The 18060-nt window shown below is 47.7% G+C and carries 18 protein-coding genes, 2 tRNA genes and 1 other RNA gene; 9 read left to right on the top strand and 12 right to left on the bottom strand.

Annotated elements, in window-relative coordinates:
* Positions 1-239 precede the first annotated feature (239 nt).
* From BKE30_RS10365 to BKE30_RS10350, 4 genes are all read left to right on the top strand, one after another.
* Positions 240-1484: a putative solute-binding protein gene (locus BKE30_RS10365; protein ID WP_076878521.1), complete on the top strand. Its 1245-nt coding sequence runs from the start codon at positions 240-242 to the stop codon at positions 1482-1484.
* A gap of 251 nt (positions 1485-1735) precedes the next feature.
* Entirely contained in the window at positions 1736-2953 is a 1218-nt protein-coding gene (locus BKE30_RS10360; protein WP_076878520.1) for an alkane 1-monooxygenase, read from the top strand.
* Between the two features lie 7 nt (positions 2954-2960).
* The gene (locus BKE30_RS10355) at positions 2961-3125 is read left to right on the top strand and encodes a rubredoxin (protein WP_076878519.1); all 165 of its coding nucleotides are present in this window, start codon (positions 2961-2963) and stop codon (positions 3123-3125) included.
* A gap of 177 nt (positions 3126-3302) precedes the next feature.
* Positions 3303-4334: an AraC family transcriptional regulator gene (locus BKE30_RS10350; RefSeq protein ID WP_076878518.1), complete on the top strand. Its 1032-nt coding sequence runs from the start codon at positions 3303-3305 to the stop codon at positions 4332-4334.
* A gap of 3 nt (positions 4335-4337) precedes the next feature.
* Here BKE30_RS10350 and ssrS read toward each other — a convergent pair.
* The 3 genes from ssrS to BKE30_RS10335 all read right to left on the bottom strand — a co-directional run bounded on the left by ssrS (position 4338) and on the right by BKE30_RS10335 (position 5493).
* Positions 4338-4519, bottom strand: a non-coding RNA gene (ssrS, locus tag BKE30_RS10345) — 6S RNA.
* Positions 4520-4663: 144 nt separating this feature from the next.
* Positions 4664-4939, bottom strand: a complete 276-nt coding sequence (locus BKE30_RS10340; RefSeq protein WP_076878517.1) for a cell division protein ZapA — start codon at positions 4937-4939, stop codon at positions 4664-4666.
* Positions 4936-5493, bottom strand: a complete 558-nt coding sequence (locus BKE30_RS10335; protein WP_076878516.1) for a hypothetical protein — start codon at positions 5491-5493, stop codon at positions 4936-4938. Before BKE30_RS10335 ends, BKE30_RS10340 begins: the two co-directional genes overlap by 4 nt.
* Positions 5494-5558: 65 nt before the next feature.
* Here BKE30_RS10335 and BKE30_RS10330 point away from each other — a divergent pair, with 65 nt between their 5' ends.
* From BKE30_RS10330 to BKE30_RS10310, 5 genes are all read left to right on the top strand, one after another.
* Entirely contained in the window at positions 5559-6197 is a 639-nt protein-coding gene (locus BKE30_RS10330; RefSeq protein WP_076878515.1) for a UPF0149 family protein, read from the top strand.
* Positions 6198-6300: 103 nt separating this feature from the next.
* Positions 6301-7617, top strand: coding sequence for a Xaa-Pro aminopeptidase (gene pepP / locus BKE30_RS10325; RefSeq protein ID WP_076878514.1), 1317 nt, complete (start codon positions 6301-6303; stop codon positions 7615-7617).
* A gap of 88 nt (positions 7618-7705) precedes the next feature.
* Complete coding sequence (gene ubiH, locus BKE30_RS10320; RefSeq protein ID WP_076878513.1) at positions 7706-8935, top strand: 2-octaprenyl-6-methoxyphenyl hydroxylase; 1230 nt, start codon at positions 7706-7708, stop codon at positions 8933-8935.
* A gap of 52 nt (positions 8936-8987) precedes the next feature.
* Positions 8988-10265, top strand: coding sequence for an FAD-dependent monooxygenase (locus tag BKE30_RS10315; RefSeq protein WP_076878512.1), 1278 nt, complete (start codon positions 8988-8990; stop codon positions 10263-10265).
* A 168-nt stretch (positions 10266-10433) separates the two neighbouring features.
* Complete coding sequence (locus BKE30_RS10310) at positions 10434-10715, top strand: hypothetical protein (protein WP_076878511.1); 282 nt, start codon at positions 10434-10436, stop codon at positions 10713-10715.
* A gap of 417 nt (positions 10716-11132) precedes the next feature.
* Here BKE30_RS10310 and panD read toward each other — a convergent pair whose 3' ends face one another.
* From panD to BKE30_RS10265, 9 genes are all read right to left on the bottom strand, one after another.
* Entirely contained in the window at positions 11133-11513 is a 381-nt protein-coding gene (gene panD / locus BKE30_RS10305) for an aspartate 1-decarboxylase (RefSeq protein ID WP_026469866.1), read from the bottom strand.
* Between the two features lie 476 nt (positions 11514-11989).
* Complete coding sequence (pth, locus tag BKE30_RS10300; RefSeq protein WP_076878510.1) at positions 11990-12577, bottom strand: aminoacyl-tRNA hydrolase; 588 nt, start codon at positions 12575-12577, stop codon at positions 11990-11992.
* Positions 12578-12607: 30 nt separating this feature from the next.
* The gene (locus BKE30_RS10295) at positions 12608-13213 is read right to left on the bottom strand and encodes a 50S ribosomal protein L25/general stress protein Ctc (RefSeq protein ID WP_076878509.1); all 606 of its coding nucleotides are present in this window, start codon (positions 13211-13213) and stop codon (positions 12608-12610) included.
* Positions 13214-13314: 101 nt separating this feature from the next.
* Complete coding sequence (locus BKE30_RS10290; RefSeq protein WP_076878508.1) at positions 13315-14268, bottom strand: ribose-phosphate pyrophosphokinase; 954 nt, start codon at positions 14266-14268, stop codon at positions 13315-13317.
* 264 nt (positions 14269-14532) lie between these two features.
* Positions 14533-14607 (bottom strand) — tRNA-Gln (locus BKE30_RS10285).
* A gap of 135 nt (positions 14608-14742) precedes the next feature.
* Positions 14743-14817 (bottom strand) — tRNA-Gln (locus tag BKE30_RS10280).
* A gap of 32 nt (positions 14818-14849) precedes the next feature.
* A complete protein-coding gene (ispE, locus tag BKE30_RS10275) occupies positions 14850-15686 on the bottom strand; it encodes a 4-(cytidine 5'-diphospho)-2-C-methyl-D-erythritol kinase (protein ID WP_076878507.1) in 837 nt (278 codons plus the stop codon).
* Positions 15683-16306 carry a lipoprotein insertase outer membrane protein LolB gene (gene lolB, locus BKE30_RS10270; RefSeq protein ID WP_076878506.1) on the bottom strand — a complete coding sequence of 208 codons (624 nt, stop codon included), beginning with the start codon at positions 16304-16306 and terminating at the stop codon, positions 15683-15685. Before lolB ends, ispE begins: the two co-directional genes overlap by 4 nt.
* Positions 16307-16432: 126 nt before the next feature.
* Positions 16433-18049: a tetratricopeptide repeat protein gene (locus BKE30_RS10265; RefSeq protein ID WP_143253707.1), complete on the bottom strand. Its 1617-nt coding sequence runs from the start codon at positions 18047-18049 to the stop codon at positions 16433-16435.
* Positions 18050-18060: the final 11 nt, after the last annotated feature.

Raw genomic sequence — 18060 nt, 5'->3', positions numbered from 1 at the left:
ATATTAGCTGGCGTCAAGTAATGACGCGCTGCCTCTGTATCATGCCCAAGTGAGCCTGTCCCAATCAATAAAAATTGAGCTGCCGGCATTTTATTTGGGTCTGACAACCCCTGAAATCAATTCAGGCAGTCGTCCTATTGACCAAACTCTCAGGTGCTTCGTTATGCAAGTGTCAATGTGGCCGCCCACAAGGCATGCTTTAATCCTGCTGAAGGATTAGCCAAGCAGGATGTAAAATAATGAAAAATCTCAAGCAGTTTGCCTCAAAAAACCTAATATGCAGCAGTATGTTATGTGCAGCTTTTGCTCCCGTACTATTACCTGCAACAGCATTTGCGGCACCTGCCAGCAAACCTGAGCCGCAACTGAGCCAGTCGGTGATTGGCCGTATTCAAAAGCTGATGGACAATCCGGCAACGTGGCAAAAAATCCCCAAACAAGTCACCTTGTGTGTGTATTCACCGGACGGTCCCAAGGGGGAAAGTTTCAAACAGGCCATGAGTTACCTGACGGAAGTGCCCAAATACACCCGCATGGCCAAGGACATTGGCATTAACCTGAATGTCACCATGATTAATCCGCTCACCTTGCGCATTGATCTGGGTTATCCCAAACTGAAAAAAAGCGCCAGTACCGAAACCAAAATCCGCGTGTATAGCGATGAGCGTGTGCTGGCCGAAGATTTTAAAATGAAAAAATGTGATGGCGCCGGCATGAGCAATATTCGTGCGCGCCAGTTTAATTCCTTTACCGGCAGCATGGACGCCATTGGCGGTATTCTCACCTACAAGCAATTGTCCGAAGCCATCAGCTTGCTGTCACGGCCTGAATTTGCCAGCCGCATGACCAATAAGGACTATGAGGTGGTGGGTATCATTCCGCTGGGTGCCGCCTACATTATGGTCAATGACCGCAAGATTAATACGCTGGCCAAGGCAGCAGGTAAGAAAGTGGCGGTATTTGATTTTGATAAATCACAGGCCAAACTGGTACAGCGGGTAGGTGCCCAGCCGGTAGCTGTGGATTTTACCTCTGTGGGCGGCAAATTTAACAATGGCGAGGTGCAGGTGATGGCTGGGCCAGCGCTTATCTTTAAACCCATGGAGCTGGCCAAAGGCATGACTGGCCCGGATGGGCAGATACAGGGTGCCATTATCCGTTTTCCACTGATGCAGGTGACGGGCGTGCTCATGATGCACCGTGGCAAGTTTCCGGATGGCCTCGGCCAGATTGTACGGGAGGTCAGTTCGCTTAACCTTGCACCAGCCTACGACTTTGTGTATCAAACCGAAAATGACATTCCCGTTAAATACTGGATGGATGTGCCCAGTACCGACAAGCCGGGTTATCTGAAAATGATGCGTGAAGCACGCATTGCCATGACCAAGGAAGGTTACTACGATAAAACCATGATGCAGTTTTTAAAGCGGGTACGCTGCAAGTTTGAGCCAACCAACTATGAATGCAGCATGAATGAGGAATAACGGGTCAAGATTAGCAAGCCACAATTTACATCCACTGGCCGGTTGATCAAACCGGCTTTGTATTTGTACAGCATAAAAATCCTGCTGTCAGCTAATAACCGGATTTGCAACGTACTCGAAAGAACACACACCATTAAATGACAAGGTGTCTTAAAATGAATGATAAATGTCGTTTAATGAATTTCAGCAAGCCTGTTTAACGGCCACAATTGGTTTTATCAAGCCCAAGATAACAAGTTGTGGAGCCGGTGATGAACGCGAAAACCTCTATTAATTCAGCTAAGTCCGCTGTCAAATTCAGCGATAACAAACGGAGGCTATGGCTATTGGGGCTGGTGGTGCCCAATATTGCCAATGCGGCTTTTCTGGGTTACCAGTTTGGCCCAAAAATAACCCGGAAAGTATTTGCTGCTACTGGCCCTTTGGCGTTGCATCTGATTATTCCAGCCATTGATAAAGCCATGGGTGAAGACCCTGATAACCCGCCTGAAGAGGCAATTGCGGCGCTGGAACATGATCCCTATTATGCCCGTGTGGTGAAATTATTTATTCCTTTTCAACTGGCTGCCAATTTTTATGGTAACTACATTGCCAGCAGGGAAACCACACCACTGACAGACCGGATTTTATTTGGTCACCTGTTGGGCGTGGTCAACGGTGTTGCCATCAATACTGCCCATGAATTAAGTCATAAGCCGGGCAAGCTGGAACACTACTTATCGCATTTGTGTCTGGCCCCAACCGGCTACAACCATTTTCGCATTGAGCATCCGTATGGGCATCACCGCCGCGTGGCTACTCCGGAAGACCCGGCATCCTCTCAACTGGGTGAAAGCTTCTGGCAGTTCTGGCCCCGTACCGTAGTGGGCAGCTTTAAGTCTGCCATAGAGATTGAAACCCGCCGCTTGGAGCGCAAGGGCAAACAGTTCTGGTCGCTGGACAATGAACTGATGCACGGCTGGGCCATTAGTGCAGCTTACCATCTGCTTATGCTGAAATGCTTTGGTACCCGGATTATTCCAACCCAGCTTACGCAGGCAATGTGCGGTATCACGTTGTTTGAGGCAGTTAATTATATGGAACATTATGGCCTGAAACGGGAGGAGCTGGGCAATGGGCGTTATGCGCGAACCATGCCAGAGCATAGCTGGAACAATAACAGCATGTTCAGTAATGTGCTGCTATACCAGCTCCAGCGTCATTCCGATCATCATGCGTATCCTGCCCGCAGTTTTCAGTCGCTGCGCCATTATGCCAATGTACCGCAGTTGCCTGCCGGTTATGCCAGCATGGTGTTGCCCGCCCTGATTCCAAACTGGTGGTTTAAACTCATGGATGAACGGGTAATTCAGCACTATGAGGGTCAAATAGACAAACTGAATATTTATCCCAAAGCGCGTAAACTGCTGTTAAACAAGTACGCGTCCTTATTTAAACATACCACCCAACCAGTGACGCTGGCACAATGAGAGCAGCATGAAAAAATATCAGTGCATTGTTTGTGGCTGGATTTATGATGAAGCACTGGGCTGGCCAGAAGAAGGGATTGATGCCGGTACGCGCTGGGAAGATATTTCCGAACACTGGTCATGTCCTGACTGTGGTGTCAGCAAAGCGGATTTTGAAATGATAGTGCTTTGAAATGGACAAACATTGAGATAGCTAAAGTTTAAAATTTGAAGTGCTTACGGCTTGAAATGATCAAAAATTGACATGGGAAAAAATTGAAGTGAACAAAGTCTAACGCAGCCGCTGGACATTTCTACATGCTCAGCGGTTTAAATCATTCCCTTAAACCTGCCTCAACATCATACTAAAATGATCAATAAAACCATTCCGCTCATTCCGGTGCGCTATTATTTAAGATTACTTGAACTCATTGTCTCAAGGGGTATTTCCACGCAGGCCCTGTTCGATGAGCTTAATATTGATATTGAGAAGTTTGTTGCCGAACCTGATCTCAAGGTATCGGTGGAACAGGTAGAAAAATTTGTTCAGTATTGTTTAAGCTATCCGGCTAACCATGATCTGGCGTTTGAACTAGGCCGTTCCTTACACTTAAGCTCGCATAGTCTGGTGGGTTATGCAATTTTAACCTGTGGCACTATTGAACATGCCATTAAGCTTGTCACCCGTTACTTCAGCTTAATCATGCCCAGCTTTAAGGCATCCATTCATTACAATGAGCAAAACCACATGGAATTGCTGATTGAACCGGAACTGGTGATGCAACCACTTAGCCTGAATTTCCATATTGAAGCCATTGCCGTGGCATTACAGAATAATATCAACGAGCTACTTAACCAGAATATCTCAAACTATCACATTTTTTTATCCATACCGCAGCCGCGACACTTGCCTAAATTTAAACATTTAACCTCAGCAATATTTCATTTTAATGCATTGCATAAACCGGGATTAAAACTCATTTTAAGTCAGACATTGCTTGACTATAAATTACCACTGGCTGACGAGATGACTTTAAAGGCAGTGGAGTTGAGATGTCAGGAACAAATGAAGGAAATTACCCATGGACAGGATTTTCCGGCATGGATCGAAAGCGTATTGATGAATGCATATCAAATGCCAACGCTGGCAGAATGTGCCAGCCTGCTGCATGTATCAACCAAAACATTGCAGCGCCAACTGCGCAAGAAAAATACAGATTTTAATTATATTAAAAAACAAGTGATTATTGTAAGGGCCAAGCAACGACTTGAGAATTCTTCGGATAGCATTACCCAGATCGCATATGAACTGGGTTACTCCTCATCATCAAACTTTGCACGGGCCTTTAAGGTACTGGCTGGTATGAGTCCTGAAGCGTACAGAGATCAATTATTATTTTAAAATAAAAGCTCCAAAGTGCCGCTGTGTGTCGTTACCCTTGAACCCTAAAGTTCAAGGCGGAGGCGACGCCAACTTACAGGCTTTCTACTCGGGGTAGACATGCACACAAAGTCAGCAGACCGCATCCATACGTGTTGATATCGGCTCAGGGGATTAGGACACACTGGCGAACACTTCAGATTAAGCACATTATAGCGCAGACTGAAGCTGCTGTAAGCCCCACTGTTGTGCGTTTGCTTTATTTTTTAGCAAAGCTTTTGTGGGACTTTGTATAAAAAACACTTTTAAGGCTTGAACTTCACACTGTGAACGACTCTGCAACCTTATTACTATGCAAGCGTTTTTTCAGCCTCGTTAATCATTTGCTTAATTAGGCGCTGGCAATGGGTTTGTTCCTGCAAGCCTTTATTTAAGGTTAACACTTCCTGGGCCAGACTCAGGGCCACCAGCACCGCCACCCGTTCAGATTCCAGCCTTGGCATGTTACGGCGGATTTCCTGTAGTTTTTGTTCCAGCAGGCCTACCGCTTTTTGCAGTTGTTCCTCTTCGCTGGGTTCGCATGCCAGTTTATAGGAGCGGTCCAGAATTCTTACGTCAACAGTCATGGCTGATTTCCTTCCTCTTCGGCAGCAAGATTTTCAAGTCCCGCAATGTCCTGATTGGCCTGTGCCGGACTGACCCCCTGACCCAAAGAGGCCAGACGCTGAATGATGGCTTCCACTTTTTGCTTGGCGTGTTCATTCTTGGTGATTAAATCATCACGTTCTTTAATCAGTCCCTGATGCTTCTGGGCCAGTTGCTGCTGTTCTGCGGCCAGTTTGTCACGCTCGGTTTTTAATTGGTCACGCACCACCAGTAATGACTCAAAACGGTTTTTTAACTCACCGGCATTTTGTTCAAGGCGGCCATAGCGTTCGGCCAAGGCAGTGGCGTCAGTTTGCAGGCTGATATAACGCTGCTGGAATTGCTCCAGTTCCTGTTCCAGTTCCTGATTGCGGACATTGGTGAGTTCCAGTGCTTCGCGCACTGCCGGGTCTTCCACCGTTTTTGGCTTGGCTTCCAGCGCGGTACGCAATTCCTGGTTTTGCGTTTGCACCAATTGCAACTGAGTGGTTAATTTTTGAATGAGCGTTTGTAAACGCTGAACTTCTTCCAACATGATTGGGTCGCGTCGCTTAACAATGAAGAGTAATATAGAGGCCAAGATAGAGGTTGGTCAATGTAATGCAAGACGATATTTCAGGTTGGAACGAATGGGAAGCCGCTTTTAACGATATTCCCGAGCTGGCAAGCCCTAGTGAGCTGCATGGCTTGGTGATGGGAATTGTATCGGTGGCACAGCCTCCCAATGCAGAAGAATGGCAGTATATGCTGCAACAGCTGGATTTTGCGCCCTTAGACCCCAATGCCCTGCAATTGCTGGTAGATGAAGCAGAAGATGCCGCCGCCGCACTGGCTGATGATAGTCTGGATTACATGCCTATGTTGCCGGATGACCAGCACACCCTAGAAGAACGGGTACAGTGTCTGGCAGACTGGTGTAATGGCGTGGTATTGGGTTTTGGGCTGGCTTCTGGCCAGTTGCGTAACGATGAGTCTGAATTGTTACAAGATTTGCAGGATGTGGCGGCAGTTGAGTTTGAAGCTGGCGATGATGATGAGGAAGGTGAAGCCAGCTATGCGGATCTGGTGGAGTTTGTACGCCTGATTCCGGTAAGCCTTGCCACTGGCCGCCAGAAACAGGATTTGGCTGATACCGCTATTTTCAAGAACAATTCAAAAAATCAGGCATCCTCAGCCAGAGTAGTGCAGGATGATAATATTTCCATTGTCGATATGTTTACACCGGATCGCCCATCCTGAGATGAGCTATTCTGTAGCTGCTGTATTTATAAAAATGCTTGCATTCCCTCAGCAAAAGAGGGAATGATTCTAAAATCCATCCATTAAAGTCAGTTATTAAACAATGACCTTGCCAGAACAGATGCCTTTTGCCAGCCGCCGCGCCCGCCTGATGGAAAAAATGGGGAATGATGCCATTGCCATTATTGCTACCCGTGCGGAAATGTACCGTAACCGCGATGCGGACTATAAGTTCCGTGCGGATAGCAGCTTTTATTACCTGACCGGTTTTGCCGAGCCAGAAGCAGTAGCAGTGCTGGACAGTGGTTGTACGCAGCCGTATACGCTGTTTTGCCGTGAGCGTAACCGCGAAATGGAAATCTGGAATGGTTTGCGTGCCGGAACCGAAGGCGCAGTCAATCAATATGCAGCAGATCAGGCGTTTATCATTCAACAACTGGACGAGCAAATTATTGGCTTGCTGAGTGGTAAAAAGCGCTTGTATGTACGGCTAGGTCAGGATGCTGAATTTGATTTGCGTGTGACAGGCTGGCTAAAAAAAATTGCGGCCAACCAGCGTCAGGGTGGACAGGGGCCTGTGGAAATTATCCAGTTGGATTCCATTCTGGATGAAATGCGCCTGTTTAAGGATCCGCATGAAATTAATTTAATGCGCAAGGCAGCACAAATTAGTGCGCAGGCACACATGCGTGCCATGCAGCAGGCTAAGCCCGGCATGATGGAATATGCACTAGAAGCCGAGCTGTTGTATGTCTTTGCGCAAAATGGCTGCCAGACCGCTTATAACAGTATTGTGGGGGGCGGTGCCAATGGCTGCATTTTGCATTATGTAGAAAACAACCAGCCCTTAAAAGACGGTGACCTGGTGTTGATTGATGCCGGTGCCGAGCTGGATCATTATGCCGCGGACATTACCCGTACCTTTCCGGTCAATGGCCAGTTTTCACCGGAGCAAAAAGCCTTATATGAGCTGGTGTTAAAAGCCCAGCTTGCCGCGATTGAAGCAACTAAACCCGGCAATCACTACCGTTTGCCGCATGAAACCGCAGTCCGAATTTTGACCGAAGGATTGGTAGAACTGGGGTTGTTACAGGGTAATGTGGACGAGCTGATTAGCAGCGAAGCCTACCGCCAGTTTTATATGCATGGCACAGGGCACTGGCTGGGCATGGATGTACACGATGTGGGCAGTTATAAGCTGAACAATGAATGGCGGCCGTATCAACCCGGCATGGTGGTGACGGTTGAACCCGGCCTGTACATTGCTCCGGATGATGAAACAGTGGAAGCACGCTGGCGCGGCATTGGTATCCGTATTGAAGATGATGTGCTGCTGACGACAACGGGCAATGAGGTACTGACTAAAGATGTGCCAAAAACCGTGGAAGAGATTGAAGCATTAATGCAAAAGGCTGGCTGATTTTACAGTGTTTCTAGCTTAGCCAGTAATTGAATTTGATTTAAAAATAAGTCGATTGAAAAAAGACATCTGAAACAGGAACCAAAATATGTCACAGCAACCAGTAATAATCGTTGGCGGCGGTATGGTCGGTTTAAGCCTCGCATTAATGCTGGCAAGGCAAGGCATTGCCATTCGCTTGCTGGAAGCGGTGAAATATCCTGAAAACCCCGCTGGTGAACCTGACACGTATCATTCCAGTTTTGATGCCCGCAATACGGCTTTATCACGTCGCACGGTACAGATTTTTACCGAGCTAGGTCTGTGGGATAAATTATCGCAGCATGCCACGCCGATTTTGCAGGTTAATATTAGTGAGCAGGGTGGTTTTGGCAAGGCACGTTTGCAGGCCAATGAGGAAAAAGTAGAAAGCTTTGGTCAGGTGATTGAAAACGCATGGCTGGGCCGTGTGTTGCTCAGTGAAGTGCGTGCCAATGCCAATATTGAACTGGTGGATGGCATTCAGGTGACATCGCTGCAACAGGATACAGGCAAGGTGTGGGTTACCGCACAGCAGGGCAGCGAGCAATTGGAGTTTCAGTCCAGTTTGCTGATTGCAGCCGATGGCCGTGATTCATTTTGCCGCAAGGCACTGGGCATTGGCGTGGATGAGCATGATTACCAGCAAGTGGCGATAGTGACCACTGTACAAACCAGCAAGCCACATGGACAAGTGGCATTTGAGCGTTTTAGTAAAAATGGCCCTCTGGCCTTATTGCCATTGCCTGCAATCACTGGCCAGCAGGACAGTTATCGTCGTTCGGTAGTATGGACAGTCGAAAAAGGTAGTGAAAACCAGTGGCTGGGCGAAGCCAATGATGTGCAGTTTTTACAGGCCTTGCAGCATACTTATGGCAACCGTGCCGGTGAATTTACCAAAACAGGCAAGCGGTTTGCCTATCCGCTGTCACAGGTACTGGCGCATGGACAAGTGTCTGGCCGTGTAGTGCTTATGGGTAATGCCGCGCACACCCTGCATCCGGTGGCTGGGCAGGGCTTTAACCTGTGCATGCGTGATGCCCATGTGCTGACCCGTTACCTTACTGAGCAATATCAGGCCGGACAGGACATGGGTGACAATACCCGCCTTCAGCATTATGAACAGGCCCGCTTGAGTGACCAGAAACGTGTGATCCGTTTTTGTGATAGCGTGGTGCGTGGCTTTTCCAACCAGAATCCACTGCTGAAGCTGGCACGCAATACAGGTCTTGTAGCCTTTGATGTCATTCCGGGTGCCAAGCAACTGGTCGCAACTTATGCCATGGGCTTAAAGGTTTAAATCATCATTACAACATCAGTATGAAACGAGTAGCTTAGGATAGGGGCAGCACATGTCGGCAAATCAGCAGTTGGAAGCAGCACCTATTGAAAAGGTGGTTATTATCGGCGGTGGTCTGGTTGGTGGTTTATGCGCCCTGTTACTGGTCCGGGCTGGGATTCAGCCCATTGTACTGGATGCTGCACCTGAACTGGATACGGCCATTTTACAGCGCCGTGATGCGCGGGTACTGGCATTAAGTCCCGCTACGATTAGTTTACTTGAACAAACCGGCGTATGGCCGCATATCCAGCGCAAGGCAGATTACTATGGCATGCAGGTCTGGTCACGGGACGGCTATGGTAGTCTGGAATTTGGCAAAACAGACACGACAGCACCGCGTACGGCCCAAGATTTACTCGGCAGCATGGTAGAGCCGGGCGTGCTGGGATTGGCCATTCAGCATGAACTCAAAGCCCAGGTTCAGCAATACCACACACAGGTGCGGGTGCAGGGCATTGAGCCATTTAGTGATTACTGGCAAATTACCTTAAATGACGGGCAGCAGTTTAATACGGCCTTACTGATTGGCGCTGATGGGGCCAATTCACTGGTCAGGACAATGGCAGGCATTGGTGTTGATGTGCTGAATTACAAGCAAACCGCCATTAGCTGTGCCATTAAAACCGAAAAGCCACATCAGCAGATTGCCCGTCAGGTATTTTTACCCACCGGGCCTTTAGCATTCCTGCCCATGACTGATTTAGCGTTGACCGATTTAGACGGGGATGAGCCCGCTGGCTATTGGCAATCAGTAGTATGGACACTGCCTGAACAGGATGCAGAAGAGCTAAGCCAGCTAAGTGATTCCGATTTTCTGGCGGCAATTACCCATGCCAGTGGACATATGCTGGGACAAGTAATAGCCGTAGAGTCCCGTGCTGCATTTCCATTGGCAGCCAGACAGGCGGAGCGCTACGTATTGCCGCATCTGGCGCTGATTGGTGATGCTGCGCATGTGGTGCATCCATTGGCAGGGCAGGGCGTCAATCTGGGCTGTCTGGACGCGGCATTATTAGTGGATTGTCTGATGCGTGATGCAGCGCGTGGACTCTGGGCACACTGGCAAACCCTGAACCGTTATGAAGTCAAGCGTCGCAGCCACAATAGCCTGATGATGCATAGTTTTTCCGCGCTTGGCTGGTTGCAGGGCAGTCAGTTAAAAGCAGTCCAGTGGTTGCGAAGTGAAGGCATGCATTTTGTGGCTAACAATCCGTTATTGCTGAATATATTTACTGAACAAGCCAGTGGTAAATCTGCAATAAAAGATACGAGATATTACCAGTTCTAGCTTTTGGGTTACTATTTACCCATGTTTTGTTGAACCGCTTAAAAAAATAGCAAGTTATTGTCACCACCACTAGCAAGGATATTTCGAGATTGCTACAGTTAGCGAAATTCTTGGGCGAAAATAAGCTCAAGAAAACCTGACTATATTTCAAGATGTGCATTAGGGGTAATGACAATGACTATTGATCACGACGATGACTACGACAATGCCGACAGTGACGTAGAAGCAGTTGATGTTGATGAAACCGAAACTGTTTCTACCGATGTAGGAGGTGGTGATAGTGCTGAGGAAGTGCCAAGTCTGACTGATGCCGATCTGGCTGAAGCTGAAAGCCTGACCGTTACTGCCAAGCAGTCTATTCGCCAGCAACTGGAAGATGAGGTGGCACGTTTTCTGGCGCAGGGCGGCAAAATTACTGAAGTACCAGCCGATGAAAGCTTGCGTGAGTAGTACTGCCAACTCGGTTTTAGTCTTTAATTAAACGTAGCAGTTTTAGAGCTGTAGTAATGTAGAGCTACGCTGATACAGTTATTTTGGCAAGCACATGCTGTACTAATCGCCGCGTCTTTTAGTACAGTGATGACAATTGCTAAAATAACAGCGCTAAAGCTTTAGTAATATAAAATAATTTATGCATGACAGGCGTGTAGCCAGTTTTAATTTTACTGGCTTATTGCAGCAGGCTAATAATAAGCAAAAGATGGTATACAGCAAAAAGCCCATGTCACTGCATGGGCTTTGTGGGATATGTATTAAGTAGTTTATTTCACTGGTAACAGTAATTTCTAACTTTAATCATGTTTTGCTGGCCATAATTCCTTGAAACCATCAAAAACACTCAACTGCTAAAGCCAGCGGGAAGCTGCTTTAGGCAACCTGAACCGGAATGACATTGGTGGTATGGTTAACCGTATTGTCCGGGTTAGCATAGACCAGACGCGGCTTATAGGATTTTAGCTCGACTTCGGTATAAACACCAAAAGCGGCAATAATAATAATATCGCCCACATCAGCATGATGCGCAGCACCACCATTGACAGAAATAATGCCGGAGTTATCTTCACCGCGAATGGCATAGGTGGTAAAACGCTTGCCATTGGTCACGTTCCAGACCTGAATTTGTTCGTATTCGAGTAAACCGGCCAGATCCATCAGCTTGCCATCAATGGCACAGGAACCTTCATAATGTAGCTCAGCATGGGTTACAACCGCACGGTGAATTTTACATTTAAGCATATGAGTTTGCATGGCAAATGTCTCCTGAGGAGTAGGGTAACCAACGCTGGCAAAATATCAGCAGTTTAAGCGACAGATATTCTGCGAAAGCTTGTTCCGCTTTGAAACGGCGACATTTTGCCGTGTTCAGGGCGGTGCTGCAAGTAATTTGTGCGGATAATCACAAAATCATGGGGGTGAATGACCTGACACGCGTTATGAGAGCGTACTCTCGTTTGCAACAGGACCAACTGTATTTCTGGAGCTTGAGGGTGGCATGAGATATATAGGATACAAGATTAATCTTTGTTTATCCTCACAAAAAATCATAGATTTTTTCTTGCGTTCAGTCAGGGATTCTCAATCCCTGCTTGTCCTTGCATTCGAGCCTAGCTCTCATCTTGCGACGCGGCAAATGAGGCATATATGCTGCAAGACGTAGTGGCTTTGCTTCATCGCGTCACTCGAGCTCAGCTCTCGTCTTGCGCTCGGGTCGAGCAATACTCGACTTATCCTCGCTCAGGCTTGAACGCGTTCAGCTGGTTCATGGCTTTGGCAACATCGCCGTTAACCAATAGATGGGTTTGCTGTAGTGCTTGTTCAATGGCCTGATCAAATAAGTTTTGTTCGGCTGGCGGTGCCTTGCCTAAAACATGGCCAGTGACTTTTTCACGCGACCCTGGATGACCAATGCCAATACGCAAGCGGTGAAAATCAGCGCCAATATGCGGCACAATATCCCGCAAGCCATTATGACCACCATGACCACCTCCTGTTTTCAGGCGAATAGTACCGGCAGGCATGTCAAGCTCATCATGGGCAATAAGAATTTGCTGAACAGGAATCTGGAAAAATTTAACAAACGGGGCAACCGATTGCCCGGAACGATTCATGAATGTAGAGGGAAGCAGTAATCTGACTTCCTGTCCTTCAATCGTACCCCGGCCGGAAATACCAAAAAAGCGCGGGTCGTTCTTGAGGCTAATGCGGTACTGGTCGGCCAATTGCTGGACGTACCAGAAACCCGCATTATGACGGGTCTGGGCATATTCCGAACCCGGATTGCCCAGCCCGACAATGAGTGACAATTTATTCAATGGTCTGACTCAAATATCACAGGTACAGGCTTATTCAGCGCTGTCCTGGCTTGCACCACCAGCTGGTGCATGAATGTTGGCAATGGCGTTGTTATGGCTAGCACCTTGTTCCAGTGCAGCAATTTTTACGCCTTCTGGCAGTTTGATGTCAGACAGGTGAACAACAGTACCGACTTCAACTTCAGCCAGATCAACTTCGATGAACTCAGGCAGGTTGCCTGGCAGGGTAATGATTTCTACATCGTTTGCAATAATAGAAACGATACCACCTTGCTGCTTCACACCAACGGCACTTTCCTGATTAATGAAGTGCAATGGAACACGTACGTTAATGGTATGTGTGGCATCAACACGCAGGAAGTCAGCATGCATTGGGAAGTTTTTGGCAGGATGACGCTGTAATGCTTTCAGGACAACAGGTTGTACCTGGCCATCAACATTCAGGTTAACAATGTGAGAGTAAAACGCTTCGCTTTCCAGAACCTTAACCAGTTCTTTAAAGGTAATGGAAATACTTTGTGGCGCTTGCTCACCACCGTAAATAACGGCAGGTACCAGATTGGCGTGACGCAGGCGGCGGCTCGCACCCTTCCCTTGCTGATCACGTGCTACGGCATTTAAGTTAAAATCAGTCATGATATGTCCTAACAGTTAAAAAAAGCTGAACTTGCGACCAGTTCAGCTGGGGTGTTTGATATAAAAAAACAGCTTTTATAACCAAACAGAAAACTTAAATTTTAGATACTTTCATCAAACATGGCACTGATGGATTCTTCGTTATTAATACGACGAACCGTTTCAGCAACCATTGCTGATACTGACACCTGACGAATCTTGCTACATTGCTGTGCAGCCACCGATAACGGAATGGTGTCAGTAACCACCAGCTCATCAATCACTGAGTTTTCAAGGTTGCTAATGGCAGGGCCAGACAGTACCGGGTGGGTACAGTAGGCAACCACACGGCGGGCACCAAATTTTTTCAGTGCTTCAGCAGCCTTGCACAGGGTGCCAGCAGTGTCCACCATGTCATCAACAATGACACAATCACGGCCAGAAACGTCACCAATAATGTGCATCACCTGAGATTCATTGGCTTTTGGGCGGCGCTTGTCAATAATTGCCAGGTCTACATCACCCATTTGTTTGGCAATGGCGCGTGCACGCACCACACCACCAATATCTGGTGAAACTACAATCAGGTTATCATATTTTTGCTGACGCAGGTCGGCAAGCAAAATCGGCGAACCATAGATGTTGTCAACCGGAATATCAAAGAAGCCCTGAATCTGGTCGGCATGCAGGTCAATCATGACCACACGGTCAATACCGACAGTGGTGAGCATGTCGGCAACAACCTTGGCCGTAATGGGAACACGGGCAGAGCGTGGACGACGATCCTGACGTGCATAGCCAAAATAGGGGATAACCGCGGTAATACGTCCAGCACTGGAACGACGCAATGCATCGGCCATGACCAGAATTTCCATCAGGTTGTCGTTTGTCGGGCAACAGGTAGGTTGTACGATAAAAACGTCTTTACCACGCACATTCTCGGTAATTTCTACTGCAATTTCACCGTCAGAAAAACGGTTAACAATAGCTGAACCCAATGGAACATGAAGATGGCTGACGACTTTATGGGCCAGTTCGGTGTGGGCATTTCCACTAAAAACGACAAGATTGGGCATGTAACACCTGAGCGAAGAAATAACGAACTTAAAGCTTTGCTTTAAGGCTCCGTCTAAGCGCAAGGGAAAAATCCATGATTTTTCCATAGAGATTAAAGCAAGCCTAAAACATTTACCTAAGCTTAGACTCACTAAACCATTAGCTTAATTACTGAAGCAAGACTTGTTAATTTTTCTAGCGATAATAAAAAGCACTACTTTTTCGCTGTATATTAGAAAATCTATGATTTTTCTAACAGAATTAAGGAAAAGTAGTTTGAAATATGGCAGGGGCGGCTGGATTCGAACCAACGGATGCCGGGATCAAAACCCGGTGCCTTACCACTTGGCGACGCCCCTAAATCGGCGGAAACTATAGTGTTATTGCTGTAAACTGTCAAGCTGATTTACATAAAAACTGCTTTTAAAAAAGCAACCTTTAATCAGTTAAGCACACACATGTTCCTGATTTTGAAAGATACCAGCTGGTTAAAATGGCAGGGGCGGCTGGATTCGAACCAACGGATGCCGGGATCAAAACCCGGTGCCTTACCACTTGGCGACGCCCCTGTTGACGTGGATGATCACATTGATAGCCACGTTTAAACCAGACCCAACTGTTCATGTACCGGAGAGCGTTGCAATCCATGGCAAAAATAACTTTGACATGGCGCATTCTGCATGATGGCTGTGATGTCCTGTTCCGGCTGAACCGGTAAAAACACACAGGCCCCTGTACCTGTCAAACGTGCCTGACCAAACTGGTTGAGATAGGCGAGCGCTTGTGCAACTTCGGGATATAATTTCTGGGCAATTGCCTCAAAATTATTACCGCATTGCGTTGGGTTTTGCTGATAGGCGGCAAATGTAGTTTCTGGCGTGTTTCTTGTCAATGATTCTTGTGAAAAAAGTTGCTTAGTGCTGATAAAACAGTCAGGCTTGAGCACAATATAATCAATTTGTGGTAAATCGACAGCAACCAACTGCTCACCCACACCTTCCGCCCAAGCATTTTTACCCAGAATAAAAATGGGAACATCAGCACCCAGTTGAATACCCAGCCCCGCCAGTTCAGCCAGCGTCAGGCCAGTTTGCCATAGCGAGTTTAATGCCAGCAGGGTTGTAGCCGCATTGGAGGAACCCCCTCCAACCCCGCCGCCAATGGGAATATTTTTTTGCAATTCAATCCGGCAGCCCCCTCTGTATCCGGTGTGGTGCTGTAATAGCCGGGCTGCCTTGATAATCAGGTTGTCACTACTGGCCACCTCGTCCAGCTGGTTGATGCTTAAATCGGCATAAGCAATATCAAAACTCAAGTAATCATATAAATCAATGAGCTGAAAGACAGATTGAAGGTTGTGGTAGCCATCAGCACGCTTGCCGGTAATATGCAAAAACAGGTTTAGCTTGGCGGGAGAAGGAAGCGTTAGTAGGCTCATTGCTGGGTTGCATCCTCGCGCGTTTGTATGGTAAGCGTTACCCGATTTTCGCCTTGTTGCAGCGGCTGTACCATGACCAGTTTTTGCGGCAAGGCTTCCGTGTTGTTATAGCTAAAATCAACCTGCCAGCCGCCTTCATTTAGCTGTTTAAGTCGCCGCTGTTCATCATACTGGGCTTGTGCGCTGCTGGAAGCTGGCTTGCCCTGCACCCAGGACACCAGATAGGAGATAGGCGCTTGCCAGCCGGTAGCTTGTTGCAGTAATTCTTCCGGTGTGGCGGCTTGCAGGGTGCCAGTTTTGGCACTGGTCAGGCTAACCTTGCCGGGTATACCTTCAATCCGGGTTTGTCCAATGCCTAGCGCGCCCGTGAGGTCAATGGCAAAGTAATTGTTCACCTGTGTCCATGCATAAAAGGCGCTGCCATTTTGCTGTGGGGTTCTCACGCCAATTTTGCCGGCAATACCAAACTGGGTTTTGACCACTTCCTGAGTGGGCAGGGGAGTGCTCAGGGTTGGGGCTTTGAGGGTTTTTTGACAGCCGCTTAGGCCAAGGCTTATACAACTGGCCAATAAGACTGCAGAAAGACGAAAAACTTGGGACTGGGAAATCTGGACAGGCATGGATTTAATTTTAAGTGAGTGAAATTAATCATGTATTGTAAGGAAGTTGCTACCGTGAAGTTAAGCCATTTTGTGGTTTTTTGAAAAGGCAGGATTCTATCCAGCACAGCACTGCGATCAGAATAGTTACAGGCTTTTGACCTGAAGGTTATCAGGATACTGGGCTTGCAGTTTGGCTTTTAAGGTTTGGTAAGCGGTCATTTCACCTTTGGCCTGATAAACCCTGACCAGCCGTAGCGCAATGTTAAGGTTATCACCAAACGACAAGGCTTTTTGCAGGGCACTGGCTGCATTATCGTAGTCCTTTTGCAGGAACGCCACCAACCCCAGCGTATCCAGAATGGCAGGTTGATCCGGCGCCAGTGCATTGGCCCGTTCAGCCAGTTGCCTTGCATCATTTAAGCGCCGGTTCTGGGTGGCCAGTGTATAGGCATAGGCATTTAGATAGGTTGGGCTATTGGGTTCAATACCCAGCAGGCGCTCTAGCTCCTGATCCAGCAAGGCCTGCTCATTGGGTTTGAGCAATAACACACGGGCATAAATTAGTTCGGGGTCATCCGGCAGGTTTTTGATGGCCTCATCCAGCAGGGCACGTGCTGCTTCTGGCTGGTTATTATCCTTGAGCAGCTGGACTTGTAACTGGTACAGAAAGCTGGCTTCATCCGGGTGGTTAACCCGTTCCTGGGTCAGGTGCGAAATCGCCTGTGGTAGTGCTTGCTGCTCGGCCAGCATCAGGGCCAGTTTTTTCTGGGCACTCTGGTAGAGCGTCCCTTCCACCCGCTTGTAATAGGCGCTGGCCAGATCAGTCCTGTTCTGCCGCTGCGCATTAATGGCCAGATAATAATAGGCCTGATCCATATAGGTTTCCTGTTGCAACAGCTTTAACAGGTATTGTTCTGCCTTGGTATATTGCTGCTCATCAATGCTGACCAGTCCAGCCAGCAACAGGATTTCGGTATCGTCAGGCCATTGCCGGATCATGCCATCGAGTTTTTTAAGCGCTTTTTGCTGCTGGTTTTGTTTAAGCAGGTAGCGGACTTCAAACAGTTTGAGGCTTTTATTGGTGGATTGTAGTTTGGTTTGCTTGTCCAGCCACTGCATCAGCTCGGCATTTTTATTTTGTGCAATCAGGATGTTGGCTTTTAAGGTCATAAAAGCCGTGACATCCGGGCGTTTTTTCAGGGCACGATTAATGCGCTTTAAGGCTTCATCCAGTTGGCCATTTTGAGCCTGCAAGCCTGCCATGAGTACCAGTAGCGACGGGTTGTCATGCATATCCAGATGAATCAGGGCATTCAGGAGTTGCTGACGATCCTGTTCATTTTCCGGGTAAATGCCCGCCAGTACCTGATCCAGCGCAACATCGGCATCTGCGCTCAGGATTTTGTCCAGAATCTGGGCAGCCAGTGGATAGTCATGGGTTTTAAGCGCCAAATGCGCCAGGTAAAACTGGGCTGGGGTATCCTGCGGTTCATTTTCAACCCAGTGCTTGGCAATATTCAGTGCGTTTTTGTCGTCCTGTGCATCAATAGACACAGTCAGGGCACGTTCCAGAATGCTGGGTGTCAGGGTTTCAAAGGCCATTTTCTGGTAAATGGCCACTGCTTCGGCCTGCTGCTGCCGCGCCAGTAAAAATTCGGCTTGCAGGCTACTGCTAAAGTGATCATTGACCGGAGTAATAGGGGTATCACTGTTTTTAAAGGCATATACCGGCTGTAATAAAAAAATACTCCCTATCAGCACTGTGCAAAGAC

It is taken from the genome of Alkanindiges hydrocarboniclasticus, from assembly GCF_001982605.1.
In the GTDB taxonomy this organism is placed as follows: Bacteria; Pseudomonadota; Gammaproteobacteria; order Pseudomonadales; family Moraxellaceae; genus Alkanindiges; species Alkanindiges hydrocarboniclasticus.
The sequence above is the reverse complement of the archived record's forward strand: the minus strand, read 5'-3'. Positions and strand labels throughout refer to the sequence as shown.

Coding starts and splice junctions, on each gene's coding strand:
- BKE30_RS10355 (WP_076878519.1), top strand. CDS start 2,961: ATGAAAAAATATCAGTGCATTGTTTGTGGCTGGATTTATGATGAAGCA.
- BKE30_RS10330 (WP_076878515.1), top strand. CDS start 5,559: ATGCAAGACGATATTTCAGGTTGGAACGAATGGGAAGCCGCTTTTAAC.
- BKE30_RS10350 (WP_076878518.1), top strand. CDS start 3,303: ATGATCAATAAAACCATTCCGCTCATTCCGGTGCGCTATTATTTAAGA.
- BKE30_RS10295 (WP_076878509.1), bottom strand. CDS start 13,213: ATGACTGATTTTAACTTAAATGCCGTAGCACGTGATCAGCAAGGGAAG.
- BKE30_RS10310 (WP_076878511.1), top strand. CDS start 10,434: ATGACAATGACTATTGATCACGACGATGACTACGACAATGCCGACAGT.
- BKE30_RS10340 (WP_076878517.1), bottom strand. CDS start 4,939: ATGACTGTTGACGTAAGAATTCTGGACCGCTCCTATAAACTGGCATGC.
- pepP (WP_076878514.1), top strand. CDS start 6,301: ATGACCTTGCCAGAACAGATGCCTTTTGCCAGCCGCCGCGCCCGCCTG.
- BKE30_RS10315 (WP_076878512.1), top strand. CDS start 8,988: ATGTCGGCAAATCAGCAGTTGGAAGCAGCACCTATTGAAAAGGTGGTT.
- ispE (WP_076878507.1), bottom strand. CDS start 15,686: ATGAGCCTACTAACGCTTCCTTCTCCCGCCAAGCTAAACCTGTTTTTG.
- BKE30_RS10365 (WP_076878521.1), top strand. CDS start 240: ATGAAAAATCTCAAGCAGTTTGCCTCAAAAAACCTAATATGCAGCAGT.
- BKE30_RS10290 (WP_076878508.1), bottom strand. CDS start 14,268: ATGCCCAATCTTGTCGTTTTTAGTGGAAATGCCCACACCGAACTGGCC.
- BKE30_RS10360 (WP_076878520.1), top strand. CDS start 1,736: ATGAACGCGAAAACCTCTATTAATTCAGCTAAGTCCGCTGTCAAATTC.
- BKE30_RS10335 (WP_076878516.1), bottom strand. CDS start 5,493: ATGTTGGAAGAAGTTCAGCGTTTACAAACGCTCATTCAAAAATTAACC.
- panD (WP_026469866.1), bottom strand. CDS start 11,513: ATGCAAACTCATATGCTTAAATGTAAAATTCACCGTGCGGTTGTAACC.
- lolB (WP_076878506.1), bottom strand. CDS start 16,306: ATGCCTGTCCAGATTTCCCAGTCCCAAGTTTTTCGTCTTTCTGCAGTC.
- ubiH (WP_076878513.1), top strand. CDS start 7,706: ATGTCACAGCAACCAGTAATAATCGTTGGCGGCGGTATGGTCGGTTTA.